20 protein-coding genes are annotated in these 24,708 nt (G+C 71.7%); 10 read left to right on the forward strand and 10 right to left on the reverse strand.

What is annotated here, in order from left to right; all coding sequences use genetic code 11:
* Positions 1-3 precede the first annotated feature (3 nt).
* From ACGF3A_RS09865 to ACGF3A_RS09875, 3 genes are all read left to right on the forward strand, one after another.
* Entirely contained in the window at positions 4-726 is a 723-nt protein-coding gene (locus ACGF3A_RS09865) for a TetR/AcrR family transcriptional regulator C-terminal domain-containing protein (protein ID WP_393727734.1), read from the forward strand.
* Positions 727-861: 135 nt separating this feature from the next.
* On the forward strand, positions 862-1,602 hold the full coding sequence (locus ACGF3A_RS09870) for an ABC transporter ATP-binding protein (protein ID WP_393727736.1): 741 nt from the start codon (positions 862-864) through the stop codon (positions 1,600-1,602).
* The gene (locus ACGF3A_RS09875; protein ID WP_393727738.1) at positions 1,572-4,178 is read left to right on the forward strand and encodes an ABC transporter permease; all 2,607 of its coding nucleotides are present in this window, start codon (positions 1,572-1,574) and stop codon (positions 4,176-4,178) included. The genes ACGF3A_RS09870 and ACGF3A_RS09875 overlap by 31 nt, the downstream gene beginning before the upstream one ends.
* Positions 4,179-4,193: 15 nt before the next feature.
* On the opposite strand, the gene ACGF3A_RS09880 is transcribed toward ACGF3A_RS09875, so the two are convergent.
* Positions 4,194-4,865: a Uma2 family endonuclease gene (locus tag ACGF3A_RS09880; RefSeq protein ID WP_393727740.1), complete on the reverse strand. Its 672-nt coding sequence runs from the start codon at positions 4,863-4,865 to the stop codon at positions 4,194-4,196.
* Between the two features lie 94 nt (positions 4,866-4,959).
* Complete coding sequence (gene aspS, locus ACGF3A_RS09885) at positions 4,960-6,726, reverse strand: aspartate--tRNA ligase (protein WP_393729062.1); 1,767 nt, start codon at positions 6,724-6,726, stop codon at positions 4,960-4,962.
* Positions 6,727-6,845: 119 nt separating this feature from the next.
* Here aspS and ACGF3A_RS09890 point away from each other — a divergent pair, with 119 nt between their 5' ends.
* Entirely contained in the window at positions 6,846-9,329 is a 2,484-nt protein-coding gene (locus tag ACGF3A_RS09890; RefSeq protein WP_393727742.1) for a SpoIIE family protein phosphatase, read from the forward strand.
* On the opposite strand, the gene ACGF3A_RS09895 is transcribed toward ACGF3A_RS09890, so the two are convergent.
* Together ACGF3A_RS09895 and ACGF3A_RS09900 are read right to left on the reverse strand one after the other, a co-directional pair.
* The gene (locus ACGF3A_RS09895; RefSeq protein ID WP_393727744.1) at positions 9,300-10,268 is read right to left on the reverse strand and encodes a pirin family protein; all 969 of its coding nucleotides are present in this window, start codon (positions 10,266-10,268) and stop codon (positions 9,300-9,302) included. The two genes, ACGF3A_RS09890 and ACGF3A_RS09895, sit on opposite strands and share 30 nt — an antisense overlap.
* A gap of 166 nt (positions 10,269-10,434) precedes the next feature.
* Complete coding sequence (locus ACGF3A_RS09900) at positions 10,435-10,992, reverse strand: SseB family protein (protein ID WP_393727745.1); 558 nt, start codon at positions 10,990-10,992, stop codon at positions 10,435-10,437.
* A 115-nt stretch (positions 10,993-11,107) separates the two neighbouring features.
* Here ACGF3A_RS09900 and ACGF3A_RS09905 point away from each other — a divergent pair, with 115 nt between their 5' ends.
* A complete protein-coding gene (locus ACGF3A_RS09905) occupies positions 11,108-12,940 on the forward strand; it encodes an acyl-CoA dehydrogenase (RefSeq protein WP_393727747.1) in 1,833 nt (610 codons plus the stop codon).
* Positions 12,941-13,336: 396 nt separating this feature from the next.
* Positions 13,337-15,229 carry a serine/threonine-protein kinase gene (locus ACGF3A_RS09910; RefSeq protein ID WP_393729064.1) on the forward strand — a complete coding sequence of 631 codons (1,893 nt, stop codon included), beginning with the start codon at positions 13,337-13,339 and terminating at the stop codon, positions 15,227-15,229.
* On the opposite strand, the gene ACGF3A_RS09915 is transcribed toward ACGF3A_RS09910, so the two are convergent.
* Entirely contained in the window at positions 15,214-16,281 is a 1,068-nt protein-coding gene (locus ACGF3A_RS09915; RefSeq protein WP_393727749.1) for a LysR family transcriptional regulator, read from the reverse strand. The two genes, ACGF3A_RS09910 and ACGF3A_RS09915, sit on opposite strands and share 16 nt — an antisense overlap.
* A 72-nt stretch (positions 16,282-16,353) precedes the next feature.
* Between ACGF3A_RS09915 and ACGF3A_RS09920 the strand changes: the two genes are divergently transcribed.
* Positions 16,354-16,743, forward strand: coding sequence for a RidA family protein (locus ACGF3A_RS09920; RefSeq protein ID WP_393727751.1), 390 nt, complete (start codon positions 16,354-16,356; stop codon positions 16,741-16,743).
* A gap of 108 nt (positions 16,744-16,851) precedes the next feature.
* On the opposite strand, the gene ACGF3A_RS09925 is transcribed toward ACGF3A_RS09920, so the two are convergent.
* A complete protein-coding gene (locus ACGF3A_RS09925) occupies positions 16,852-17,187 on the reverse strand; it encodes a VOC family protein (protein WP_393727753.1) in 336 nt (111 codons plus the stop codon).
* Between the two features lie 126 nt (positions 17,188-17,313).
* Between ACGF3A_RS09925 and ACGF3A_RS09930 the strand changes: the two genes are divergently transcribed.
* A complete protein-coding gene (locus ACGF3A_RS09930; protein ID WP_393727755.1) occupies positions 17,314-18,606 on the forward strand; it encodes a M18 family aminopeptidase in 1,293 nt (430 codons plus the stop codon).
* Between the two features lie 88 nt (positions 18,607-18,694).
* Here the strand turns inward: ACGF3A_RS09930 and ACGF3A_RS09935 are convergent, their stop codons facing one another.
* Positions 18,695-19,120 carry a cupin domain-containing protein gene (locus ACGF3A_RS09935; RefSeq protein ID WP_393729066.1) on the reverse strand — a complete coding sequence of 142 codons (426 nt, stop codon included), beginning with the start codon at positions 19,118-19,120 and terminating at the stop codon, positions 18,695-18,697.
* 272 nt (positions 19,121-19,392) lie between these two features.
* The gene (locus tag ACGF3A_RS09940) at positions 19,393-20,061 is read right to left on the reverse strand and encodes a hypothetical protein (protein WP_393727756.1); all 669 of its coding nucleotides are present in this window, start codon (positions 20,059-20,061) and stop codon (positions 19,393-19,395) included.
* A 233-nt stretch (positions 20,062-20,294) separates the two neighbouring features.
* On the opposite strand from ACGF3A_RS09940, the gene ACGF3A_RS09945 reads away from it, so the two are divergent.
* Positions 20,295-20,927: a helix-turn-helix domain-containing protein gene (locus tag ACGF3A_RS09945; protein ID WP_393727757.1), complete on the forward strand. Its 633-nt coding sequence runs from the start codon at positions 20,295-20,297 to the stop codon at positions 20,925-20,927.
* Between the two features lie 146 nt (positions 20,928-21,073).
* Entirely contained in the window at positions 21,074-21,313 is a 240-nt protein-coding gene (locus ACGF3A_RS09950; protein WP_393727759.1) for a DUF6458 family protein, read from the forward strand.
* 396 nt (positions 21,314-21,709) lie between these two features.
* Here the strand turns inward: ACGF3A_RS09950 and ACGF3A_RS09955 are convergent, their stop codons facing one another.
* Together ACGF3A_RS09955 and ACGF3A_RS09960 are read right to left on the reverse strand one after the other, a co-directional pair.
* Positions 21,710-23,821, reverse strand: coding sequence for a thioredoxin-like domain-containing protein (locus tag ACGF3A_RS09955; RefSeq protein WP_393727761.1), 2,112 nt, complete (start codon positions 23,819-23,821; stop codon positions 21,710-21,712).
* Positions 23,822-23,885: 64 nt separating this feature from the next.
* Positions 23,886-24,695, reverse strand: a complete 810-nt coding sequence (locus ACGF3A_RS09960; RefSeq protein ID WP_393727763.1) for a carbon-nitrogen family hydrolase — start codon at positions 24,693-24,695, stop codon at positions 23,886-23,888.
* Between the last annotated feature and the right edge of the window lie 13 nt (positions 24,696-24,708).

Consider the following 24,708-nt stretch of genomic DNA (forward strand, 5'->3'; position numbering starts at 1 on the left):
GCCATGAGCCCCAAGCGCCCCCGGCAGGAGACGGACGCCCTTCCCGGAGCGGTCTGGCTGCGCGCGCCGCGCCAGGCGTCACGCACCGGGCCCGCGCTCAGCCGCGAGCGGATCACCGAGGCGGCCGTCGCGGCGCTGGACGGCGGCGGCGTCCCCGCGCTGAGCATGCGCAAGCTCGCCGACGCGCTGAACGTCCACGCCACGAGCCTCTACTGGCACGTGGCGCACCGCGACGACCTGCTCGACCTCGCCCTCGACGCGGTCTCCGGCGAGGTCGCGCTGCCCGCCGGGCACGCCACCTGGCGCGAGGACGTCGCGCTGTTCATGCGGGAGCTGCGGGCCGCGCTGCTGCGCCACCCCTGGGCCGCCGGGCTCACCGCCACCCGCCCGCTGCTGGGCCCGCACGCGCTGGCCCGCGCGGAGTTCGTGCACGCCGCGCTCGTCACCGCGGGCTTCGACGGCATCGCGCTGGCCTCCGCCGCCGCCCTGGTCACGCAGCAGGTGACCGGCTCCGTCGCCACCCAGACCGCGTGGCCGGACGGGGCCGAGGACCGCCGGGCGCGCGGCGCGTTCGCCGAACGGCTGCGCGAGGCCGCCGACCGCTACCCCACGCTCGCCGCCCACGCCACGCCCCCGCACAGCGACTGGGACGCCCATTTCGAGGCGGGCCTCGCACTGCTCCTCGACGGCTTCGCCACGGGGGGACACCGGTCCCCCGGGGTGTAGCCAACACCACCCCCGCAGACGCCACTTGGGGCCCTGGGTCCGCCGGGCGCCGCTGCCTAACGTCGTAGACACAAGGAAAACGGCAGGACACAGCGGCAGCACACAGGCGCACAACGACCCGGCGGGAGCGGCGAGATGACCGTACAGCTCAAGGACGTGCGGAAGACCTACGGCAAGGGCGACGCCGCCGTCATCGCGCTGGACGGTGTCTCCACCGACTTCGCGCCGGGCAGCTTCACCGCCGTGATGGGCCCCTCCGGCTCCGGCAAGTCCACGTTCCTCCAGTGCGCCGCCGGGCTCGACCGGCCGACCTCCGGGACGGTCACCGTCGAGGGGCACGACCTGGGCGCCATGAACGTGACGGAGCTGACGAAGCTGCGCCGCGAGCGCGTCGGCTTCGTCTTCCAGTCCTTCAACCTGCTGCCCGCGCTGACCGTCGAGCAGAACGTCGCGCTGCCGCTGCGCTTCGCGGGCAAGCGCCCCGACCGGCGCCACCTGGCCGCCGTCATCGACCGCGTCGGCCTCACCGCCCGCGCCAAGCACCGGCCCGCGCAGCTCTCCGGCGGCCAGCAGCAGCGCGTGGCCATCGCCCGCGCGCTGGCCACCCGGCCCGCCGTCCTCTTCGCCGACGAGCCGACCGGCGCCCTCGACACGCACACCGCCACCGAGGTCCTGGAGCTGATGCGGCAGGCCGTGCGGGAGACGGGCCAGACCGTCGTCATGGTCACCCACGACCCGGTCGCCGCCTCGTACGCGGACCAGGTGCTCTTCCTCGCCGACGGCCGTATCGCCGACGCGATGGACGCGCCGACCGCCGAGCGCGTCGCCGAGCGCATGACCCGCCCGTGGCATACCTCGACGGGGGCGGCCGCCTGATGTTCGCACTCGCCTGGCGCACCCTGCGGTTCCGCAGAGGCGGCTTCGTCGCCACCTTCCTCGCGCTCTTCTTCGGCACGGTCCTGGTCATGTCCTGCGGCGGCCTCCTGGAGACCGGCATCCGCAACAACGCCCCGCCGCAGCGCCTCGCGGGCGCCGACCTGGTCGTCACCGGCGACCGCTCGTACGAGCTGACCGGACGGAGCGAGGACGACAGCGAGTCCGCCGTCCTCACCGAGCGGGTGCCCGTGCCGGAGAGCCTGGCGAAGGAGCTGCGGAGCACCACGGGGGTGCGCTCCGCGGTTCCCGAGCCGGTGTTCGACGCGGCGGTGCTCGGGAAGTCCGAGGAGTCCTCCGGGGCCCGGACCGAGGTCGAGGGCCACGGCTGGAGCTCGGCCGCGCTCACCCCGTACCGGACGAGCGCGGGGCGGGCCCCCGCCGCCGACGACCAGGTCGTCCTCGACGCCCGTACGGCCCGCGCCGCGGGCGCGCGGCCCGGCGACCGGATCCGCCTCGCCGCGCACGGCGGCGCCCGTACGTACGAGGTCAGCGGCATCGCCGCGGCCGGGGACGGGCGGCACGTCGACAAGGCCCTGGTCTTCTTCACCGACGCGCGGGCCCGCGCCCTGGCGGGCGGCGAGATCGCCGACATCGCCGTCGTCGCCGCGCCGGGCCAGGACGTGGGCGCCCTCAAGTCCCGGCTCGCGGAGCGGATCTCGCGGGCCGACGCCCGCGCGAAGGTCGTCTCGGGCGACGAGCGGGGCGCCGTGGAGTACCCGGACGTCGAGGAGGACCGCGAGGGGCTCATCGTCATCGCCTCGGTCTTCGGCGGACTGGCCGCCATGGTCGCCGTGTTCGTCGTCGCCTCGACCGTCTCCCTCTCCACGGGGCAGCGGCACCGCGAGTTCGCGCTGATGCGGGCCACCGGCGCCACGCCGCGCCAGCTGCGCCGCATGCTGCTCGCCGAGACGCTGCTGGTCGCGCTGCTCGCGGCCGCCGGGGGCGCGCTCGCGGGCCCGTACGCCGGGGAACAGCTCTACACGCGGCTGGTGGACGCCGGGCTCGTCGAGAACGTCGTCGTCCACGCCCAGGGCTGGATCCCCGCCGCCGCGGCGGGCGGCGCGCTGCTGCTCACCGCCCTCGTCGGCGGCGGCATCGGCGCCCGCCGCGCCGTCCGCGCCCACCCCGGCCAGGCCCTGACGGAGGCCGCGACGGGAGAGCGCTGGCTGCACCCCGTACGGCTCGTCCTCGCCGTCCTCTTCCTCGCGGGCGCCACCGCGCTCGCGATCCTCACGGTGCTGCTCTTCGACGGGCCCGTCGCCGCGAGCACGGCCGGACCCACGGTGATCTGCGCGGCGGCCGGACTGGCGCTGCTCGGCCCCGGCCTCACCAAGCTCGTCACCTTCCTCGTCTCCCCCCTCGTGCGGCTGCTGACCGGCCGCGGGCCCAGCGGCGAGCTGGCGGTCCTCAACTCCCGCGCCCGCACGGTCCGTATGGCCTCCGTCGTCACGCCCGTCCTGCTTGCCACGGGCATGGCCGTCGGCAACCTCTACCTGCAGACCACGCAGGTACAGGCCACCGAGGACGCCTTCCGCGAGAACCTGCGCGCCGACGCCGTGGTCACCGCGCCCGTCGGCGGCGTGGACCCGGCGCTGACCGACCGCGTCCGCGCGCTCGACGGCGTCTCCGCCGCGAGCGCGTACGTCACCACCACCGGCCACATCGAACGCCCGCACGACGGCGCCGACGACGGCGACGGACTCCCCCTCCAGGGCGTCACCGGGCGCGACGCCGCCCGCACCACCGCCGTGCACCCCACCGAGGGCAAGCTCACCGCGCTCACCGGCCGTACGGTCGCGCTGCCCGAGGGCCGCGCCGAGGAGCTCGGCAAGGGCGTCGGCGACACGCTGCGGCTGCGCCTGGGCGACGGCTCGGCCACGGACGTCCGTATCGTCGCCCTCTTCGAGGGCCGCGCCGGATACGAGACGGCGCTCGCCCCCACGAGCCTCCTCGCCCCGCACACCACGGCGGGCCTGCCCCGCCAGATCGTGGTCCGCGCCGAACCGGGCACGGACGAGGGCGCGCTGATGGCGACACTGAACCGGTTCACGGCGGACCACCCGGGCCTCCAGGCCGCCGACCGCGACGCGCTGCTCGCGGCGAACGCGGAGGACGTCCAGCTCCAGGCGTGGATCAACTACCTGCTCGTCGGCATGATCGTCGCCTACACGGCCATCGCCGTCGTCAACTCCCAGGTGCTCTCCCTCACGCACCGCAAGCGGGAGTTCGGCCTGATGCGCCTCGGCGGCGCCACCCGCGCCCAGGTGCTGCGCACCGTCACCGTCGAGGCCCTGCTCGTCACGGCCGTCGGCCTGCTCCTGGGCACCCTGGCCGCGGCGACCTCCCTGATCCCCTTCGCGGTCGCGGCGGCGGACTCCTGGCTCCCGAGCGGCCCCCTGTGGATCTACGCCGCGGTCGCCGCCACGGCAACGACCCTGACGCTGGGCGCCTCACTCGCGGCGACGTGGTCGGTCACCCGGGGCAGGGAGACGGACGCGGCGGTGGCGGCGGAATGAGAGGGCGCGCGGACCTCAGTCCGCCCACTCCTTGAGCGGCTCGGTGTCGAGCTCGACGCCGACGGGATCGGGCAGCGTGACGGTCTTGCCGAACGGCACGGTCGTCACCTGCTCGTACCGCTCCCCGTCGGGCTGGGAGTGGACCTTGACCTCGCCGGTGATGCGGTCGATGAGCAGAAAGACGGGCAGCTCGGCCTCGGCGTAGGCGCGAGGCTTGTCGACGCGGTCGCGCTGGTTGGTGTCACGGTCCCGGGAGGTGACTTCCGCGACCATCAGGACGCCCTCGGTGCCGGCCCACTCGCCCTGGCCGACGAAGGTGTCGATCGGCGCGAGGACGCCATCCGGGCGGGCATTGCCGTTGCGGTAGGACTCGACGCGGAGCCCCTGATCGGGGAAGAGCCAGAAGCCCTGCTTCGACTGCATGCAGATCTGTTGCAGCCACACGATGATCCGCCCATGGTTGCCGTCCGGCACAGCCTTGATTCCCATCTTCCCGGCGACGAACTCCAGGCGGAGTGCGTCGCTGACCCTGTCGGCGGCGCTCGACAGTTCCTCGAACTGGTCCTGGGTCAGGACGCTGGACGACTCCTCCGCGCTGCACACGACGGCCTCCTCCGGGACGGGTGGTGCCTTCCACGGTACGGGCCCCCGGCACGCGTGCCGGGATTTCACTGACGTCTCTGCCATGACGGGGAACCTAGTCATACGAAAGGCCCGGGATCCGAAGATCCCGGGCCTTTCCCTCGTACGGGTGGACGACTGCGCGCCGCCCGCTTCCCGCCTACTTCACCTGCGGCTTCCGCACCGAGAGGTGGAGCTCCTTGAGGCGGGACTCCTCGACCTCGCTCGGGGCGCCCATCATCAGGTCCAGGGCGTTGTTGTTGAGCGGGAAGGCGATCGTCTCGCGGATGTTCGGCTCGTCGGCCAGCAGCATGACGATGCGGTCGATGCCGGGGGCGATGCCGCCGTGCGGCGGGGCGCCGTACTCGAACGCGCGGAGCATGCCGCCGAATTCGCGGCGGACGTCCTCCTGCGAGTATCCCGCGATGCCGAAGGCCTCGAACATGATCTCCGGCTCGTGGTTCCGGATCGCGCCGGACGACAGCTCCGTACCGTTGCAGACGATGTCGTACTGCCAGGCCAGGACGTCCAGCGGGTCCTTGGTGCGGAGCGCCTCCAGGCCGCCCTGCGGCATGGAGAACGGGTTGTGGGAGAACTCGACCTTGCCGGTCTCCTCGTCCTTCTCGAACATCGGGAAGTCGACGATCCAGCAGAACCGGAAGACGTTCTCCTCGAAGTGCCCCGCGCGGCGGGCCGCCTCGACGCGGACCGCGCCCATGATCTTCGAGACCTCGTCGAACTCACCGGCGCCGAAGAAGACCGCGTGACCCGGCTTGAGGGAGAGCGCGTCGGTCAGCGCCCGGACGTCGTCCTCCGTCAGGAACTTCGCGATCGGGCCCGCCAGCGCGCCGTCGTCACCGACCCGCACCCACGCCAGGCCCTTCGCGCCCTGCTCGACGGCGAAGTCGCCCATCTGGTCGAAGAACTTGCGCGGCTGCCCGGCGGTGTCCGGCACGGCCAGCGCGCGGACGTGCTTGTCGGCGAACGCCTTGAAGCCGGAGCCCTTGAAGACGTCCGAGACGTCGGTGAGTTCGAGACGGGCGCGCAGGTCCGGCTTGTCCGAGCCGTACTTCACCATCGCCTCGCGGAACGGGATCCGCGGGAACGGGGAGGTCACCTCGCGGCCCTCGCCCAGCTCCTGGAACAGCTCGGTCATCACCTTCTCGATGACCTCGAAGACGTCCTCCTGCTCGACGAAGCTCATCTCCATGTCGAGCTGGTAGAACTCGCCGGGCGAGCGGTCCGCGCGCGCGTCCTCGTCGCGGAAGCAGGGCGCGATCTGGAAGTACCGGTCGAAGCCCGCGATCATCAGCAGCTGCTTGAACTGCTGCGGGGCCTGCGGCAGCGCGTAGAACTTGCCCGCGTGCAGGCGCGAGGGAACGAGGAAGTCCCGGGCGCCCTCGGGGGAGGTGGCCGACAGGATCGGCGTCGCCAGCTCGTTGAACCCCTGGCCCGACATCTTCTCGCGGATCGAGGAGATGACCTTGCTGCGCAGCATGATGTTGCGGTGCATGCGCTCGCGGCGCAGGTCGAGGAAGCGGTACTCCAGGCGCCGCTCCTCGTTGACCCCGTCCTCCGCGTTGATCGTGAAGGGGATCTGGTCCGCGCCGCCCAGCACCTCGACGTCGGCGACCTCGACCTCGATCTCGCCCGTCGGCAGCTCCGGGTTCACGTTCTCCGCGCCGCGCGCGGTGACCCGGCCGTCGATGCGGAGCACCGTCTCCTTGGAGAGCGAGCTCAGCTTCTCGTTGATCTCGCTGGCCTCGTCGCGGACGACGAGCTGGACGATGCCATAGTGGTCACGGAGATCGATGAAGAGGATGCCGCCCAGGTTCCGACGATTGTGCAGCCAGCCGCTCAGCCGGACGTCAGTGCCGACGTCCGAGGCGCGAAGCTCGCCGCAGGTGTGGGACCGGTACCGATGCATCATTCATCCAAGTCGTTCGGCTCAGGAGTCACAGAGAGATGCTTCTCAGACTACCGCCCTGCGGAAGGCTCCCTCGCCCCCGTTTCCGAAACCCGCACGACTCCGAATAAAGTAGTGCAATGCGCACCGAGGAAGCCCTCTCCGCCACCGGCGCTGGGCTCTGGACCTGGGACAACGCCACAGGTCTCGTGACCCTCGACGCGCACGCCGCGCACCTCCTCGGCGTCACCCCCGAGACCGCCCCCCGGTCCCCGCGCACCACCGACCTCACCCTCCAGGGGAACGCGGTCCGCTCGCATCTGCACGCCGTGGACTACGTGACGTTCCAGGGCATCGTCACCCTCGCCCTCACCGAGCACACCCCCGCCGAGGCGACCATGCGCGTCGTGGACCGCGACGGCAAGGTCATACGGACGGTGCGCACGCTCGTCCGCCCGCTGCGCGCCACCCACGCCGAGATCTCCGGGCCCGGCTCCCCCGAGTCCACGACCCGCATCGTCGGCCTGCTCTACGAGGTCCCCGAGCCCGTCGGCGCCGCCCTCGACGAGGAGGCCGCCGCCGGCCCGCCGGCCCCCGCGCACGCCGCCGCCTCCCCCTCCGCGCCGTCCGACTGGGACTGGCGCCGCAACCGCGAGGCCTTCCTCCTCGACGCGGGCCGCGCCCTCTCCGAGGCGTACACCACCGCCGACGTGCTGCGCGTCGCCTCCTCCCTCGCCATGCCGGGCTTCGCGCCCGACGTCCTCACGCTCTACGCGCTGGAGGGCGAGCGCCTGCGCCCCCTGGGCCCCCTGGGCCACGAGGCCGGAGGCGGAGCCGGAGCCGGAGCCGCCGAGCGCCCCGTGCGCCGCGACCAGGCCCACCCGGCGGCCGAGGCGGGACGCACGGGGCGCGCGCTCTATCTGCTCGACCCGGACGAGTACGCCCGCCGCTATCCGGAGCTGCTCGCCGGGGAGAGCGGGGGTGGCGAGGGCGGGGGACCGCACTCGCGGGCGTATCTGCCGCTGATCGTCGCGGGCAGCCCCATCGGCGTGTGGGCCGTGGCCTTCGGGCGGCCGGTCGCCTTCACGCCCGACGAGCGCGCCGTCCTCACCACCGTCGCGCGGATGCTGGCCCAGGCCCTCTCCCGCGCCACCCTCAACGAGTCCGAGCGCGAGCTGACCGCGGGCCTCCAGCGGACCATGCGCCCCGCCCGTAAGCCCGTCATCCCCGGCATGGAGCTGGCGGCCCGCTACATCCCGACCGGCGGCGGCCTCCAGGTCGGCGGCGACTGGTACGACGTGATCCCGCTGCCCTCCGGCCGTACGGCCCTGGTCATCGGCGACGTCCAGGGCCACGACGTGCGGGCCGCGGGCATCATGGGCCAGCTCCGCATCGCCCTGCGCGCCTACGCCTCCGAGGGCCACCACCCCGACGCGGTCCTCGCCCGCGCCTCCCGCTTCCTGTACGGGATGAGCGGCGCCTCCTCCCTGGGCGAGCTGCGGCCCCGTACGGGGACTGGGGAGGGAGAGGGGAGCGGAGCGCCGCCGCCCGGCCCCGGCGCGGCCACCGCGACGACCGCCGTGACCGGGCCCGAGTCCCCCGGCGACGCGGAGGCCGAGGCCGACCACCCGCGCTTCGCCACCTGCCTCTACATCGAGGTCGACCCCGCCACCGGCACCCTCGACATCGCCCGCGCGGGCCACCCCGACCCGGCCGTGCAGCTGCCGGACGGGCCCATGCTCGTACGCCCCACGGCGGGCGGCCTGCCCCTCGGCATCGACCCCGACTCCGACTATCCGACGACGCGCCTCGTCCTGGAGCCCGGCGAGCGGCTCCTGATGTGCACCGACGGGCTGATCGAGACCGGCGGCCACGACCTGGAGACGGGGTGGACGCGGATCCGCGAGGTCGTCGAGGAGCACACCGGAGGGGAGGGCTCAGGAGGGGAGGGCCCCGGCGGCCCCGGTGATCTGGAAGCGCTGGCGGACGCGCTGGTGGAGGGCGTGCTCGGGCCGCGCGGCGCCCGCGTCCCCGGCCCGCTGGCCGACCGGCACTCCGCCCACGCCGACGACATCGCCCTGCTGCTGCTCGCGCCCGGCCCGTCCCCCGCGGGCGCCGCCCCGGACGGCGGCTCCGTCTCGTCCCGCCGCAGCGTGCTGACCATCGCGCAGGCCGAGCCCGACCGCATCGCCGAGGCCCGCCACCAGCTCCGCGACCTGCTGCACGACTGGGCCGACGAGGACCAGGTCGACGGGGCGGTGCTGATGCTCTCCGAGATGCTCACGAACGTCCTCGTGCACACCGACGGCGACGCCGTCCTCGTCGCCGAGATCACCGGCCCCCCGGACGTACGGACGCTGCGCGTGCAGGTCCTCGACCACAGCGACGAGCTGCCGCACCGCCGCAGCCCCGGCGAGATGGCCTCGTCGGGGCGCGGACTGGTGCTGCTGGAGATGCTCGCCGACCGCTGGGGCGTGGACCCGCGGGGCGAGGGCAAGTGCATCTGGTTCGAGATCCGGGAGCGCCACGGGGGCGGGGGCCGTGACGGTGACGGGCCCACGCCCCCGGGCGCCGTACTGAGCGAGGAGCAGGCCTCAGAGCTTTTCGGCGGGGATCCGGCCTAGCCGCCCGGCCTGGAAGTCGTCGAACGCCTGGGCGAGCTCGGCGTGGCTGTTCATCACGAACGGCCCGTAGTGCGCCATCGGCTCCCTGATCGGCCGCCCGCCCAGCAGCACGACCTCCAGGTCCGGGGTGTGCGCGTCCTGCGACTCGTCGGCCCGCACCGTCAGCGAACCCCCCTCGCCGAAGACCGCCGCCTGCCCGGTGTGGACCGGACGCCGGTCCGTACCGACCGAGCCGCGCCCGGTCAGGACGTACGCGAGCCCGTTGAAGTCCTGCTGCCAGGGCAGCGTGACCTCGGCGCCCGGCGAGACCGTCGCGTGGATCATCGTGATCGGGGTGTGCGTGACGCCGGGTCCCTCGTGCCCGGCGAGGTCACCGGCGATGAGCCGGAGCAGCGCGCCGCCGTCGGGCGTCGTGAGGAGCTTGACGCTGCCGCCGCCGATGTCCTGGTATCGGGGCGCCTGCATCTTGTCGGCCTTCGGGAGGTTCACCCAGAGCTGCAGGCCGTGGAAGAGGCCGCCGCTCATGACCAGGGACTCCGGCGGCGCCTCGATGTGCAGCAGGCCGCTGCCCGCGGTCATCCACTGGGTGTCCCCGTCGTTGATGACGCCGCCGCCGCCCGCGGAGTCCTGGTGCACGAACGTTCCGTCGAGCAGGTACGTCACGGTCTCGAAGCCCCGGTGCGGGTGCCAGGGGGTGCCCTTGGGCTCTCCTGGTGCGTACTCCACCTCGCCCATCTGGTCCATCATGATGAACGGGTCGAGGTGCCGGTAGTTGATCCCCGCGAACGCGCGGCGCACGGGGAATCCCTCGCCCTCGAAACCGCTCGGCGCGGTGGACACGGCGAGCACGGGGCGTGGCGTCACCGCCTCGGGGCCGTCCGCCGGAGGCGCGGGCACGCGCGGCAGCGCGAGCGGGTTCTCAACGGTGATCGCGGGCATGGTGACCTCCTGTGGCCGGGTTCCCCGTGATTTTAGTTGAACGCTTAACAACTACGACCCACGGGGGCATTCCCGGGCCGGGGCGAGGCAAGAAGAAGCGGCCCGGGGGCGTCCGTACGCCTGGCCCGAGCCGCGCTCCACCGTCGTGCGAGTCCTCAGCCGTACATCATCCGTACATACGGCGCATGGCGAAGTCGACCATCTCCTCGACCGCCTTCGCGTCGAAGACGACCCGGTGCTCGCCCTCCATGTCGAGCACGAATCCGTACCCCGACGGGAGGAGGTCGAGGACCTCGGCGCCCGTGATGACGAAGTACTTCGACTCCTTGCCCGCGTACGCGCGCAGCTCCTTGAGCGTGCTGAACATCGGGATCACGGGCTGCTGGGTGTTGTGCAGCGCGAGGAAGCCGGGGTTGTCGCCGCGCGGGCAGTAGACCTTGGAGGTGGAGAAGATTCCCTGGAAGTCCTCCGCCGACATCGCACCCGTGGTGAAGGCGCGGACCGCCTCCTGGAGGGAGGGCGGGGAGGGCTCGGGGTAGAGCGGCTGCTGCTGGGCACCGGGGTCCGGCTGACCGTACGGGGGCGGCGCGCCCTGCGACGCCCCGTGGGCACCGTACGGCGGCGGGGGCGGCTGCTGATAGCCGTGCTGGCCATGCTGACCGGGCTGGCTGTGCTGGCCGTGCTGCCCCTGCCCGGAGGCGGCGGTCTGGTCGTAGCCGTACATGCGGAAAGCGTAACCAGTCACAGTTGGGCGGTGAGGGGTTGCACCTTATTACCGACGGGTAGCATCATCAGTACGACTACTGACAAGTACGAGCGAGCCTTACGGAGCCGTCGCCATGGGGCACTACAAGTCGAATCTCCGCGACATCGAGTTCAACCTCTTCGAGGTGCTCGGCCGCGACACGGTGTACGGCACCGGACCGTTCGCCGAGATGGACGTCGAGACCGCCAAGAGCGTGCTGAGCGAGATCGCGCGCCTCTCGGAGAACGAGCTGGCCGCGTCCTACGAGGACGCCGACCGCAACCCGCCGGTCTACGACCCGGAGACCCACACCGCGCCGGTCCCCGCCTCCTTCAAGAAGAGCTACCAGGCGTACATGGACGCCGAGTGGTGGCGTCTGGGCATCCCGGAGGAGATCGGCGGCACCACCGCGCCGCGCTCGCTGCTGTGGGGCTTCGCCGAGACGATCCTCGGCGCCAACCCGGCCATCTGGATGTACGCCTCGGGCCCGGCCTTCGCGGGCGTCCTCTACGACGAGGGCACCGAGGAGCAGCACAAGATCGCGCAGCTGATGGCCGAGAAGCAGTGGGGCTCCACCATGGTCCTCACCGAGCCCGACGCGGGCTCCGACGTCGGCGCGGGCCGCACCAAGGCCACCCAGCAGGACGACGGCTCCTGGCACATCGAGGGCGTGAAGCGCTTCATCACCTCCGGTGAGCACGACATGTCGGACAACATCGTCCACTTCGTCCTCGCCCGCCCCGAGGGCCACGGCCCCGGCACCAAGGGGCTCTCGCTCTTCATCGTCCCCAAGTACGACTTCGACTGGGAGACCGGCGAGCTGGGCGAGCGCAACGGCGCCTACGCGACGAACGTCGAGCACAAGATGGGCCTCAAGGCCTCCAACACCTGCGAGATGACCTTCGGCGCCGTCGACGGCAAGCCCGCCAAGGGCTGGCTGCTCGGCGAGAAGCACGACGGCATCCGCCAGATGTTCAAGATCATCGAGTTCGCGCGGATGATGGTCGGCACGAAGGCCATCGCCACCCTCTCCACGGGCTACCTCAACGCGCTGGAGTACGCCAAGGAGCGCGTCCAGGGCGCCGACCTGGCCCAGTTCACGGACAAGACCGCGCCGCGCGTCAGCATCACCCACCACCCGGACGTGCGCCGCGCCCTGCTCACGCAGAAGGCGTACGCCGAGGGCATGCGCGCCCTCGTCCTCTACACCGCCACGGTCCAGGACGAGATCCTGGTCAAGGAGCACAACGGCGAGGACGCCTCCGCCGCGACCCGCCTGAACGACCTGCTCCTGCCCATCGTCAAGGGCTACGGCTCCGAGAAGTCCTACGAGCAGCTCGCCCAGTCCCTCCAGACCCTGGGCGGCTCGGGCTACCTGCAGGAGTACCCGGTCGAGCAGTACATCCGCGACTCCAAGATCGACACCCTCTACGAGGGCACCACCGCGATCCAGGGCCAGGACTTCTTCTTCCGCAAGGTCGTCCGCGACCAGGGCCAGGCCCTCACCTCGCTCTCCGAGGAGATCAAGAAGTTCCTCGCCGAGGCGAGCGGCGGCGAAGAGCTCGCGGGCGCCCGCGACCAGCTCGCCAAGTCCGCCGCCGACCTGGAGGCCATCGTCGGCACCATGCTGACGGACCTCGCGGCCACCGAGAAGGACGTCAAGTCCATCTACAAGGTCGGGCTCAACACCACCCGCTTCCTGATGGCCTCGGGCGACGTCGTCATCGGCTACCTGCTGCTGCGCGGCGCCGCCGTCGCCACCGAGAAGCTGGCCACGGCCTCGCCGAAGGACGTGCCGTTCTACCAGGGCAAGATCGCGGCGGCGAAGTTCTTCGCCGCGAACGTCCTGCCCAACGTCGCCGTCCAGCGCGAACTGGCCGACGACGTCGACCTCTCGGTGATGGAGCTGGACGAGGCGGCGTTCTGATCCACACAGGGTGAGGCACACGGACCCGGTCGGGGACGGACCGAGGGCCGAGCGCTCCGCGAGGGGCGCCCGGCCCTCGGTCCTGTGTGTGCCGCCGGGTCTTGTGTGTGCCGCCGGATAACGGATCGGGCACCCCGCCCACGCCGCCTACGCCCCGCCGCGCCACAGGTCTATCCTCAACGGCGGAACAACGAGGGCACAGCGGTGAATTCGGGGGGACGGCCGGTGTCGGAGCCGAACACGGGACCGGAATCAGGGCCGGGGTCAGAGTCAGGGCCGGGGTCGGGATCGGGACGGGGATCAGGAACAGGCAGGGAAACGGGTCCGGGATCGGGGTCGGGATCGAGGCCGGGGCCGGGATCGGGATCGGGGCCGGGATCGAGGTCAGGGCCGGGGCTGGAACCGCTGCGCGACAGCGACCCGGCGTGGATCGGCGCATACCGCCTCCTGGGACGACTCGGCACCGGCGGCATGGGCCGGGTCTACCTCGCCCGCAGCGCACGCGGCCGTACGGTCGCCGTCAAGCTCGTCCAGCGCGAACTGGCCGAACAGGAAGAGTTCCGCGGCCGCTTCCGCCACGAGGTCAACGCCGCACGCAGGGTCGGCGGCCAGTGGACCGCCCCCGTTCTCGACGCCGACACCGAGGCCGAGATCCCCTGGGTCGCCACCGGCTACATCGCGGGGCCCACGCTCCGCCAGGTCGTCGGCCACGAACACGGGCCGCTGCCCGAACGCTCGTTGCGCCACCTCGCCACCGGCCTCGCCGAGGCCCTCCGCGCGATCCACGACGCCGGTCTCGTCCACCGCGACCTGAAGCCGTCCAACGTCCTGGTGACGATCGACGGGCCCCGCGTCATCGACTTCGGCATCGCCCGCGCCTTGGAGGCCTCGGCGGCGGGCGGCCTCACCCGCACGGGCTCCAGCGTGGGCTCCCCGGGCTTCATGTCCCCCGAACAGGTACGCGGCGACCGCGTGACGGCCGCCAGCGACGTCTTCTGCCTCGGCTCCGTACTCGCCTACGCCGCCACGGGCCGCTCCCCCTTCGGCAGCGGCGACAGCGGCGTCCACGTCCTGCTCTACCGCATCACCCAGGAAGAGCCCGACCTGGACGGCGTCCCCGACGCCCTCCGCCCCCTCATCGCCTCCTGCCTCGCCAAGACCCCCGAGGACCGCCCCTCCCTGGACGCCGTCCTGAACTTCACCGGCGAGGGAGACGCCGACCCCGAGGGCGAGACCGAGGGCGGGGGAGAGGGAGAGGGAGAGGGCAGGAGAGAGGCCGAGGACACGAGTGCCGCCGCCAGGACGGGAGTGGAGGCAGACGGAAGGTCCTGGCTCCCCGAGGCCCTGGTCGCCCAACTCGGCCGCCACGCCGTCCGCCTGCTCGACACCGAGAACCCGGACGACGCCCCCCGCACCCCCGCCCCGGCACCCGGCTCCTCCGAAGCGGTCACCGAAATCGGCACCCCCGCCGACGGCCTGGAGAAAACCGCCGAACGCACCACCGTCGACGGCGCCCCAACAGGCCCACCGACCCCGCCCGAAACGAGCGCGGGAGCGGTCGGAGGAACGGGCGGAGGAACGACGGGGACGAACGGGTCGGCCGGAGCAGACGGCGCGGCCGGAGCGGACGGGGTCCACGGCATGCCCACCATGGTGGGGGCCCCCTCCCCCCACCCCCAGCCCCCTCCCTCCCCTCACGGCTACGGATACGGATATCCGCACGCCCAGCCCCCACCCCCCGCCCCCGAACCCCCGCGCCGCAACGGCGTTCCCGTCGCCGTCATCCTCGTCACCCTCGTCGCCCTGCTCGCCGGAGCGGGCACGGCACTCCTCGTTGTCCGCGGCCAGGACAACGGTGACAACGACGGTGACAACAAGGCCCAGGACAAGAAGAGCAACAGCAGCCAGAACTCCGCGACCGAGTCCTCCGGCAACCCGTCGTCGACCTCGCCCTCCGGGGGCGACATCCAGGACCGCTTCCTGGGCTCCTGGCGGAGCGCCCTCCCGGGCAAGCCCGACCACACCCGCAGCATGGTGATCCGCCAGGCCGATCCGGGGGAGACGGCCATGACCCTCTCCGCCGACGGCCCCGACTACCACTGCGAATTCGAGGCCAAGCTCACCTCCGCCGGAGACACCGTCAAACTCGCCGCCACCACGGTGACCGTGGGCGCGGGCTCCGAGTCCTGCTCCCCCGGCCAGCCCACCACCCTCGTCCCGGTCGGCACCGACCAGATCCGCCGCGACAACTCCGACGGCACCGCGCCCCTCACCTACAGCCGCGGCTGACCCCTGCCCATCGCCCCCTCACCGGCGCACTCCAGCAGATGCGCCACCAGAGGACTGCGCTCACCCCGCCGCCAGGCCACAGCAATCCGCGTACGCGCGGCCGCACGACGACCCGCACGGCGATGCCCCCGATCGCCCCCAATCCCGACCCCGACCCCGGCACCGGCACCGGCACCGGCACCGGCACCGGCACCGGCACCGGCACCGGCACCGGCACCAAGATCGGACTCAGGCCCGGTCTCAGGCTCGGGCGCGATCCCCCGGAAGGCGACGCCCCTGAGGCGGATCCGACGGATGGAGGCCGGCGCCAGGGAGACTCCCAGCCCCGTCCCCACCAGGCCGCACACGGTCTGCCACTCCACCGCCCGCTGGACGACCCGCGGGGCGAAGCCCGCCGCCACGCACAGCCCGGTGATCCGGTCGTGCAGCCCCGGCCCGACCTCGCGCGGCAGCAGCACGAAGGGCGAGTCCCGCAACTGCCCCACGGACACCGTCCGCCGAGCGGCCAGCGGATGCCCCGACGGAAGCACCGCCACGAACGGCTCGGTCAGCACAGTCCTGAATTCCAGCTCCTTCCCGTCCTCGTCGGAGGGCTCACGCACCAGACCGACATCGATGGTCTTGTCACGCAGAGCGGCGATCTGCGGCGCGGTGGTCATCTCCTGAATGTCCAGCCGCACCTCGGGAAACCGCTCCCGGAACTCCCGCAGCACACCCGGCAGTACGGTCAGCGCGAGCGACGCGGCGAACCCGATCCGCAACCGCCCCGCCCTGCCGTCTCCCACAGCCCGCGCGGCGGCGAGCCCCTCGGCCAGGTCGGCAAGTGCCCGCCGGGCGACGGGCAGCAGCTCGCGCCCCGCCGGAGTGAGGGCCACGCGGCCGGGCTCCCTGCTGAACAGCGGGTGTCCGACCTTCTCCTCCAGGCGGCGTATCTGCTGGCTCAGCGGCGGCTGAGCGATGCCCAGGCGAACGGCGGCGTGACCGAAGTGGAGTTCCTCGGCGAGCACGACGAACGCATGCAGTTGCGGAAGGGGCAGCTCGGGCCTGTCCATACGCCCAGAGATATCAGGCGATGACTACTTCCGTATTAGACGTATCACTGCCGTTCTCCTAACTTTCGGTTCATGACAGAGCGACGTGCGATCCTCAGCGGCTCGACCTTCGAGGAACAGATCGGCTATGCCCGCGCCGTGGTCGACGGCGACTGGGTCCATGTGTCCGGCACGACCGGCTTCGACTACACCTCCATGACAATCTCCGACGACGTGGTCGAACAGGCTGAGCAGTGCCTGCGCAACATCGAGGCCGCCCTGACCGAGGCGAAGTGCACCTTCGCCGATGTGGTGCGTGTCCGGTATCTGCTGCCCGACCGCTCCGACTTCGAGCCCTGCTGGCCGGTCCTGCGCCGCGCCTTCGGCGAGGGCCGCCCCGCCGCGACGATGCTCATGTGCGGCCTCGCCGACCCCCGCATGAAGATCGAGATCGAGGTCTACGCCCGCCGCCGCCACGAGTGACGGTCCATCCCGCTCCGCCGGGTGTGTGGTTGCCCAGGGACGTAGTTGCCCCGGGGACGTGGTTGCCCCGGGACGTGGACACCCGGCTCCGTCCTCACTCCCGTCCCTTCAGTCCGAGACGCAGAACTCGTTGCCCTCCGGGTCCCGCAGCGTCGTCCAGGTCGGGCCCCACACCGCGTGCTCGTCGACCACCGTGGCCCCCAGCCCGACCAGCCGCTCCACCTCCTCGGTGCGGTCGGCGGCGACGAAGTCCACGTGCACGCGGTTCTTGACCCGCTTCTCCTCCGGTACGCGCTGGAATCCCAGCACCAGCGGCTCGGCCGCGACCACGACGAACTCCCCGTAGTCCTCATCCACCTCCGTTCTCAGCGCGGTCGCCCACCAGCCCGCCAGGGCCTGGGGCCGTGCACAGTCGATCGTGATCATTTTCGCTTGCAGTGACATAGCGCTCATTCTGGTTGCGCCCGGCCATAGCTGCCAGGGAAGTCCGGGCCCCCGGCGCCCCTCACCTCGGCTCCGCACGATCCGTGTACGAGTCATAGGCGCTGTGTCACTGGATATGGTGACTGCATGAACGATGCCGCCCGCCCTGACCTCGCGCACGCCGAGGACCTGATGTCCTTCCTCGCCGCGTCACCCTCGCCGTACCACGCGGTGGCCAACGCCGCCGCGCGGTTGGAGAAGGCCGGTTTCCAGCAGCTTGCCGAGACGGACGCCTGGGACTCCGGGACCGGCGGACGGTATGTGCTCCGTGGCGGCGCGCTCATCGCCTGGTACGTCCCCGAGGGGGCGACGGCCGCGACACCGTTCCGCATCACGGGAGCGCACACCGACTCCCCGAACCTGCGCGTGAAGCCCAACCCCGACACCGGCTCCCAGGGCTGGCGCCAGGTCGCCGTCGAGATCTACGGCGGCACCCTCCTCAACACCTGGCTCGACCGCGACCTCGGCCTCAGCGGACGGCTGTCCCTCAAGGACGGCACCACGCGGCTGGTGAAGGTCGACCGCGCGCTGCTGCGGGTGCCGCAGCTCGCCGTCCATCTGGACCGGCAGGCCAACGAGGGGCTGAAGCTGGACCGCCAGCGCCACATGACGCCCATCTGGGGCCTCGGTGACGTCCACGAGGGCGACCTGATCCGATTCCTCGGCGAGGAGGCCGACATCCCCGCCGGGGAGATCATCGGCTGGGACCTGATGGCTCACAGCGTGGAAGCTCCCTCCTTCCTGGGTCGCGACCGCGAGTTCATCGCGGGGCCGCGGATGGACAATCTCCTGTCGGTGCACTCGGGAACCACCGCCCTCACCACCATCGCCGAGGGCCCCGACGAGCCGCCGTACATCCCCGTGCTCGCCGCGTTCGACCACGAGGAGAACGGCAGCCAGTCGGACACCGGTGCCCAAGGCCCGCTGCTCGGTTCGGTGCTGGAACGGTCGGTCTTCGCGCGTGGCGGCTCCCTCGAGGACCGGGCCCGCGCGTATGCCGGGACGGTCTGCTTCTCCTCCGACACCGGGCACGCCGTGCACCCGAACTACGCCGAGCGGCACGAGCCCGGTCATCACCCCCTTCCCAACGGCGGCCCGATCCTCAAGGTCAACGTCAACCAGCGCTACTCCACGGACGGCAGGGGCCGCGCGCTCTTCGCCGCCGCGTGCGAGCGGGCCGGCGTGCCGTGGCAGAACTTCGTGTCGAACAACGACGTGCCGTGCGGGACGACCATCGGGCCCATCACGGCGGCCCGGCACGGCATCACGACGGTGGACATCGGAGTCGCGATCCTGTCGATGCACTCGGCCCGCGAGCTGTGCGGCGTCAACGACCCCGCGCTGCTGACCGGTTGCCTCAGCGCCTTCATGGGCAGCTGAGCCTTCTCCCTCCTCAGGTCCTGGTCGTTCTGCTGGTGTCAGGGACTTCCGTGTGCCGAAGTCCCTGACAGCCGGTGAAACCGCTCGGCTACTGGAAGTCGCAGCCGGGGTTGGGGGCGTCCTCCGACAGCGGTGCACCGTGCGGGAGGACATACAGCACGTCCAGGACCACGGGCGTGTCACCGAGGTTGCGCCCGATGTGAACGTTCTTGGGGCCGGGAGGCTCAGTCAGGGAATCCCCGGCCTTGTAGACGCCGTCGGACTTGCAGGTGGAGTCGAAGTGGCTGAGCGTTCCCTTCTCGACGTAGCCGCGCAGAGTGCCGCCATGGAAGTGCCAGCCGGTGCTCTGCCCGGCAGGAATGGTGATCTGGCGCAAGATGTAGTCCTTACCGCCCACCGTCTTCTGCCAAATGGTCTTGCTGGTCACGCCCGGACCACCCGGTGTGGCCTCGGCCGTGGCCACACCCGCCAGCGTTGCTGTCGCGGCGAGAGCCGTGATCATTCCGGCCCGCATGCGCTTGTTCACGTCCGTGTCCTCCTTGCCGACGGTTCTCGCCGACCGCAGGAGATGCGGCGGCGAACTGCCTGTTCGGCGTGGCCCCAGACATGCCCAGGGCCCACCTATCGGTGACACGCAACGCAGGGGCCTCAAGGTTCAGTTGATGACCGGTCAGAGGTTCGGATTCGAGCCCGGCGCCCGCCTCTGGGCATTTGGGCCTCTTGGCGTCTGGGCCTATGGGCGCCTGGGCCTCTGGACCGACCCGGTGCGTCGGCTCCTCCTTCGCGTCAGGGCAGTTCGGCGTAGGCGCGGATCTTGCGCTTGCCGTTGAGGTGGATGGCGTTCTCGCCGGAGGGCGAGGGAAGGTCGATGGCCTTGTCGAGGACGGACCCGAGCGCGCCACAGCCAGAGGTGCGGGGTGCCGTGAACGAGGTGTCCACGGCCTCCGGCATCTCGCCGGGCTCCGGCTCCCCGACGGCCTTGAGTATCAGATGCACCGCCTCCCGAGCTCCGCCGCCTATGGAGCAGCTGCGGGGAACGCCGGGAGCTGAGAGGCCGAACCTCAGGTCCAGCTCGCCCATGCGCTGTTCGTTGGTGTGGAAGTCGAAATACCCGCCGTAACGCAGCGAGAGGGAGAGCGGGGTGCGGGGCACGCGGACCGGGGCGGCCTTGAGACCCCCGAAGACCTGGTGGAACTCGCCGCCTATCCGGCCCTCCGCGTGCGTGATGACCACCGGCTTCTTCAGCGGCACGCTGATCCGGCCGAGAGTGAGGCTGCCCGTCGCCGACATGACCTCGCATCGCCACTTCGCCGGATCGGCTCCCTCGGGCAGCTCGGCACGAGTGGGGCAGTCGGCGAACGTGGCGTCCTCGCCGCGGAGTTCGGCCGCGTGCGGCTTCGGCTCGGCGGCCGTGGCGGGGCCCGCGGGCGTGGCCATCGTGGCGGTCGCGGCCATGGCGAGGCCCGTGAGCGCGAGGAGCCCGCGTCGAGGCGTGTGTGACCTGCGAGTGGTGAACACAGCTTTCCCCCAGAGCAGTTGAGACTCGTGTGCCCTGTGTGGGCACACGAGTGGTCTATGCGAGAGCGGTCACCGCCTCGCACTCCTCGAGCATTGCAGACTTTTCTCTGCAGCGGAATATCTGCAGAAAAAACTATGCAGAGAAAACTCTGTGACGTAGAGTGGCGGACATGACCCAGGACAACGGCGACGAGCGCGACGAGCAGCGCCCCACCATCAGCGACCCCGAGTCGTTGAAGGCGCTCGCACACCCCCTCCGGCTCAAGCTCCTGCGGCAGCTCGGCACTTCGGGCTCCGCCACTGCAACCACGCTCGCCGCAGCGCTGGGACAGAACACAGGCACGCTCAGCTACCACCTCCGTCAGCTCGAGCGTGGCGGCTTCATCGAGGACGACCCGGCCCACACCGGCGGCCGGGAGCGCTGGTGGCGCACGGTCCGAGGGCTCGACGTACGGATGCCGGCGGACGAAGGGCTGACGCCCGCCGAGCAGACGGTGCTGAGCGAGCTGGAGCGCATGCGCGCGGAGGAGGATCTGGCCCTCACTCGGCGCTTCGCGGTCGAAGGACGGTCCGCCGAGGGGTGGATGCGGGGCTCACGCAGCCTCAGCCACCTTACGAGAGAGGAGTTGAACGAGTTCCACGACGCCTACCTGGAGTTGGTGCGGCGATTCTCCCGGGGCCCCGAGGAGGCCCGCCCCGACACAAGGCCCGTGGCGCTCCGCTGGTTCGGCATACCGGTGGACGGACCGGAGGAACGAGAGGGAGGTGATGCCGCATCGGGAGAAGAGGTGGCAGAGGAGTAAGGGGGCGAGCAGAGTCCATGGGTCCGCGGTGAGTTCCGCGGACGGTGGCGGCCTGAATGCGTGTGTCCGGGTGTCCGGGACGGGTACTCGCTGGCTGGAGCGCTCCAGCCAGCGCTCATGCCCAACTCATCTTGGAGGCATCATTCATGGGCATCATCGTCTGCATTGGCATGATGGCCGTGGGCGCGATCCTCACCCTGGCCGTCGATCTGAACGTCAGCGGCATCAATCTCGACATCATGGGGCTGATCCTGCTGCTCGTCGGGACGATCGGCCTGTGCGCCTACGTCAGCATCCTCAAGCGCCGCCGGGTGCAGCCGCCGAGCCCGGCAGCGCCCGTGATCGAGGAATCGCACCGCCACACCGTGGACGACCGGTACCGGTAGAGGCACCGGTCCAGTAGAGGCACCAGTACGGGCAGAGGCACCGCTACGGGCAGAGGTCTGCTCGGCGCCGTTCGCCATGGAGGGCGCGCCAGACTCGTAGAGGTGGCGACAACCGTGCGGTTCGCCTCGCCTGCCGTGGACGTGGACCGTGCACGCCGCGGCAGGCGGTCCTGGCCGAACCCGTCAGGCAGGGCTCTGCGAGACCCCTTGTCCCGTCCGCACCAGTTCCGTATGAACTCCGACAGCCGCACAGCCGCACAGCCGCCCGCATCAGCTCACGTCAGCTCACATCAACCAGGCTCAACCAGTCCCAACCAGCCTCAGCCGTCGCCAGCCCCGAAGCAGCCGAAGCATTCCTCGGCTCCTTCCGCCAGAGGGGCACGTTCGACAGCCGGTTCAACCCGCTGCCTCCTCGTCCAGGCCGGCAAGGACGAGAGGAAGGCGGGAGGTTCCGGAGGAGGCGACGCGAACAGGGACACCCCAGTCCTGCTGGTGGACGTGGCAGGCGGGGAACTCGTTCTCGTCCGCCTCGTCGCAGGAGGCCGCCATCGCGGAGACGTGGAGGACGCCTTCCGCGACGTCGGAGTCCGTCGTGATCCGGACGTCCCGGACCAGGTCGGTGCCCTGACCGGCTCCGCTCGCGAGGAGTTCAGGCGGGGTGGCGCTGACGACCAGGCGGGTGGAGGGGCCGTACCGGTCGTCGAGCTTCTGGCCGGGCGGGGGCTGGAAGACGACGTCGAGGCGGAGCGTGCCCGGTGCGACGTCGGTCGCCGCGCGCTGGGTGCGGTGCGCGACGGCGTCGACGCGCACCGCCTCCTCCGGCAGGCGCAGTCGGGTCAGCCGGTGCCGAGCCGACTCCACGACGACGATGTCTCTGCCGTCGGCGGCCAGTACGGCGGCGGAGGGCTCGCGCAGGTCGGTGGCGAGCGTGGTGACCTCGCCGGTGGCCGGGTCGTAGCGGCGCAGCGCGTGGTTGTAGGTGTCGGAGACGGCGACCGAGCCGTCGGGGAGGGCAGTCACGCCCAGCGGGTGCTGGAGGAGGGCCTGGTCGGCGGGGCCGTCACGGTGGCCGAAGTCGAAGAGTCCGGTGCCGACGGCGGTGTGGACGGTGAAGTGCTCGTTGCCGCCCGCGCTGTCGGCCTCGCGGTCTTCAGTGCTGGTGTGCTCAGCTCCGACGGCGCCGTCGGCCTCGTTGCCGCCCGCGCTGGTGTGTTCATTGCCGGCCGAGCTGTCGGCCGCCGGGTCGTCCGGGGTGCCGGGCACGCCGTCGGTCGCCCTGTTGACCACGCCGTCTGCAGCGTCGTCGGTCGCGTCGTCGTCGGCGTCGTCGGTCACGTCGTCGGTCGCGCGTTGTAGCCAGCGCACGGCGCTCGTTTCGGAGTCCGCGATCCAGAGGCGGGATCCGTCGTGTGAGGCTGCGAGGCCTGAGGGCTGGGCGAACCAGGCTTCGGGGGCGGGGGCGTCGACGAGGCCCTCGTTGGTGGTTCCGGCTGCCGCTCGTACGGTGTCCGACTCGGGGTCGTAGGTCCACAGCTGGTGGATGCCTGCCATCGCGATCCATACCCGGTCCGCGAACCAGGCGACGTCCCAGGGGGAGGAGAGCGCGACCTCGCGTGCGGGGCCCTCGTCCGGGGTGCCCTGCCACCACTGGGCGCCGGTGCCCGCGACGGTGACGACGTCGCCGGTTGCCAGGTCGACGCGGCGCAGGGCGTGGTTGACGGTGTCGGCGACGAGGGCGTGGCGGTCGCCGGGGAGGAGGGTGAGGCCCTGGGGTTCGTTGAACTGGGCGGTGTCCGGGCCGCCGTCGGTGAGGCCGCGTTCGCCGGTGCCGAGGCGGCGGACCGGGGTCTCGCCGTCCGGGGCGAGCTCGACGAGCTGGTGCCGGGTGGTGTCGGAGACGAGGTAGCCGCCGTCGGGGAGGGCGAGCGCCTTGCCGGGGAAGCGGAGGTCGGTGGCGGCGGGCTCCGGCGGTACGTAGGGGCTGTCGCCCCGGCGCAGGGTTCCCTTGGCCTCGTGCTCGGCCTCCAGCTCGGTGATCAGCTTCTCGATCGCGTGCACATGGCCCTCGCCCGCGTGCTGTGCCACGACGTAGCCCTCGGGGTCGATCACGACGAGGGTGGGCCAGGCACGTACCGCGTACTGCTTCCAGGTCGCCAGGTCCGGGTCGTCCAGGACCGGGTGTGCGACGCCGTACCGTTCGACGGCGTCCACGACCGCCGTGTGCTCGGCCTCGTGCACGAACTTCGGGGAGTGGACGCCCACGACGACGGTGGTGTCCTGGTGGCGTTCTTCCAGTTCGCGGAGTTCGTCCAGGACGTGGAGGCAGTTCACGCAGCAGAATGTCCAGAAATCGACGATCACGCACTTGCCGCGCAGGGCGGTGAGCGTCAGCGGCTCACCGCCCGTGTTCAGCCACCCGCCCGCACCCGTCAGCTCCGGTGCGCGGACGCGGGCCCGGCGGGTGGTGGCGGAAGGGGAGGAGGGTGTGGCGGGGGCGTGGTCGTTCATGTGTCCAGACTGCCACTTCCGGGCGCGGCGGTCCTCTCCCCCTCCGGGTCCCCGCGTCAGCCCCTCACGCCTCCGGCGTGCGCAGCTCCCGTACGCGGTCCTTCAGCACCGGGAAGGACTCGCGGGTCTTCTCCACCTGGGCGAGGTCCAGGTCGGCGTCGAGGACGGTTTCCTCCGCGTCCGGGGCCTCGGCCAGGGGCTCGCCCCAGGGGTCGATGATCACGCTGCGGCCCGCCTGCGGTACGCCCGCGTGGGTGCCCGCGGTGCCGCACGCGAGCACGTACGCCTGGTTCTCGACAGCGCGCGCCCGCGCGAGGAGGGACCAGTGCGCCGCGCGCTTCGCGGGCCATCCCGCCGGGACGACGAAGACGCGGGCGCCGTCGGGGCGGGCGTCGACGAGGGCGCGGAAGAGTTCGGGGAAGCGGAGGTCGTAGCAGGTGGCGAGGCCGAGGGTGGCCTGGGGATGGGGGACGGTGACCGGTTCCGTGCCGCGGCCGAGAAGGACCGCTTCGCCGCGGTCGAAGCCGAAGCGGTGGATCTTGCGGTAGGTGGTGGCGAGTTCGCCGTCCGGCCGGAAGACGAGGGAGGTGTTGTAGAGGGTCCCGGAGGAGGGCTCGCGTTCGACGATCGAGCCTGCGTGGAGCCATACGCCCGCGTCGCGCGCCGCCGCCCGCATCGCCTCGTACGTGGGCCCTCGCAGCGGTTCCGCTTCGGCTTCGAAGGAGTCGAAGGCGAAGGCGCCCACGGGCCACAGTTCGGGGAGGACCACCAGGTCGGCGCCTGCCTGGTCGCGTACGAGGGAGGCCGCGCGCTCGCGGCGCGAATCGGGTGATTCGTCCGGATCCACGCGTATTTGGAGAAGGGAAGCGCGCACCGTACCACCGTCC

This window comes from Streptomyces sp. NPDC048172 (assembly GCF_043202595.1).
Lineage (GTDB): Bacteria > Actinomycetota > Actinomycetes > Streptomycetales > Streptomycetaceae > Streptomyces.

Coding starts and splice junctions, on each gene's coding strand:
- ACGF3A_RS09865 (WP_393727734.1), top strand. CDS start 4: ATGAGCCCCAAGCGCCCCCGGCAGGAGACGGACGCCCTTCCCGGAGCG.
- ACGF3A_RS09870 (WP_393727736.1), top strand. CDS start 862: ATGACCGTACAGCTCAAGGACGTGCGGAAGACCTACGGCAAGGGCGAC.
- ACGF3A_RS09880 (WP_393727740.1), bottom strand. CDS start 4,865: ATGGCAGAGACGTCAGTGAAATCCCGGCACGCGTGCCGGGGGCCCGTA.
- aspS (WP_393729062.1), bottom strand. CDS start 6,726: ATGCATCGGTACCGGTCCCACACCTGCGGCGAGCTTCGCGCCTCGGAC.
- ACGF3A_RS09890 (WP_393727742.1), top strand. CDS start 6,846: ATGCGCACCGAGGAAGCCCTCTCCGCCACCGGCGCTGGGCTCTGGACC.
- ACGF3A_RS09895 (WP_393727744.1), bottom strand. CDS start 10,268: ATGCCCGCGATCACCGTTGAGAACCCGCTCGCGCTGCCGCGCGTGCCC.
- ACGF3A_RS09900 (WP_393727745.1), bottom strand. CDS start 10,992: ATGTACGGCTACGACCAGACCGCCGCCTCCGGGCAGGGGCAGCACGGC.
- ACGF3A_RS09905 (WP_393727747.1), top strand. CDS start 11,108: ATGGGGCACTACAAGTCGAATCTCCGCGACATCGAGTTCAACCTCTTC.
- ACGF3A_RS09915 (WP_393727749.1), bottom strand. CDS start 16,281: ATGGACAGGCCCGAGCTGCCCCTTCCGCAACTGCATGCGTTCGTCGTG.
- ACGF3A_RS09920 (WP_393727751.1), top strand. CDS start 16,354: ATGACAGAGCGACGTGCGATCCTCAGCGGCTCGACCTTCGAGGAACAG.
- ACGF3A_RS09925 (WP_393727753.1), bottom strand. CDS start 17,187: ATGTCACTGCAAGCGAAAATGATCACGATCGACTGTGCACGGCCCCAG.
- ACGF3A_RS09930 (WP_393727755.1), top strand. CDS start 17,314: ATGAACGATGCCGCCCGCCCTGACCTCGCGCACGCCGAGGACCTGATG.
- ACGF3A_RS09935 (WP_393729066.1), bottom strand. CDS start 19,120: ATGCGGGCCGGAATGATCACGGCTCTCGCCGCGACAGCAACGCTGGCG.
- ACGF3A_RS09940 (WP_393727756.1), bottom strand. CDS start 20,061: ATGGCCGCGACCGCCACGATGGCCACGCCCGCGGGCCCCGCCACGGCC.
- ACGF3A_RS09945 (WP_393727757.1), top strand. CDS start 20,295: ATGACCCAGGACAACGGCGACGAGCGCGACGAGCAGCGCCCCACCATC.
- ACGF3A_RS09950 (WP_393727759.1), top strand. CDS start 21,074: ATGGGCATCATCGTCTGCATTGGCATGATGGCCGTGGGCGCGATCCTC.
- ACGF3A_RS09955 (WP_393727761.1), bottom strand. CDS start 23,821: ATGAACGACCACGCCCCCGCCACACCCTCCTCCCCTTCCGCCACCACC.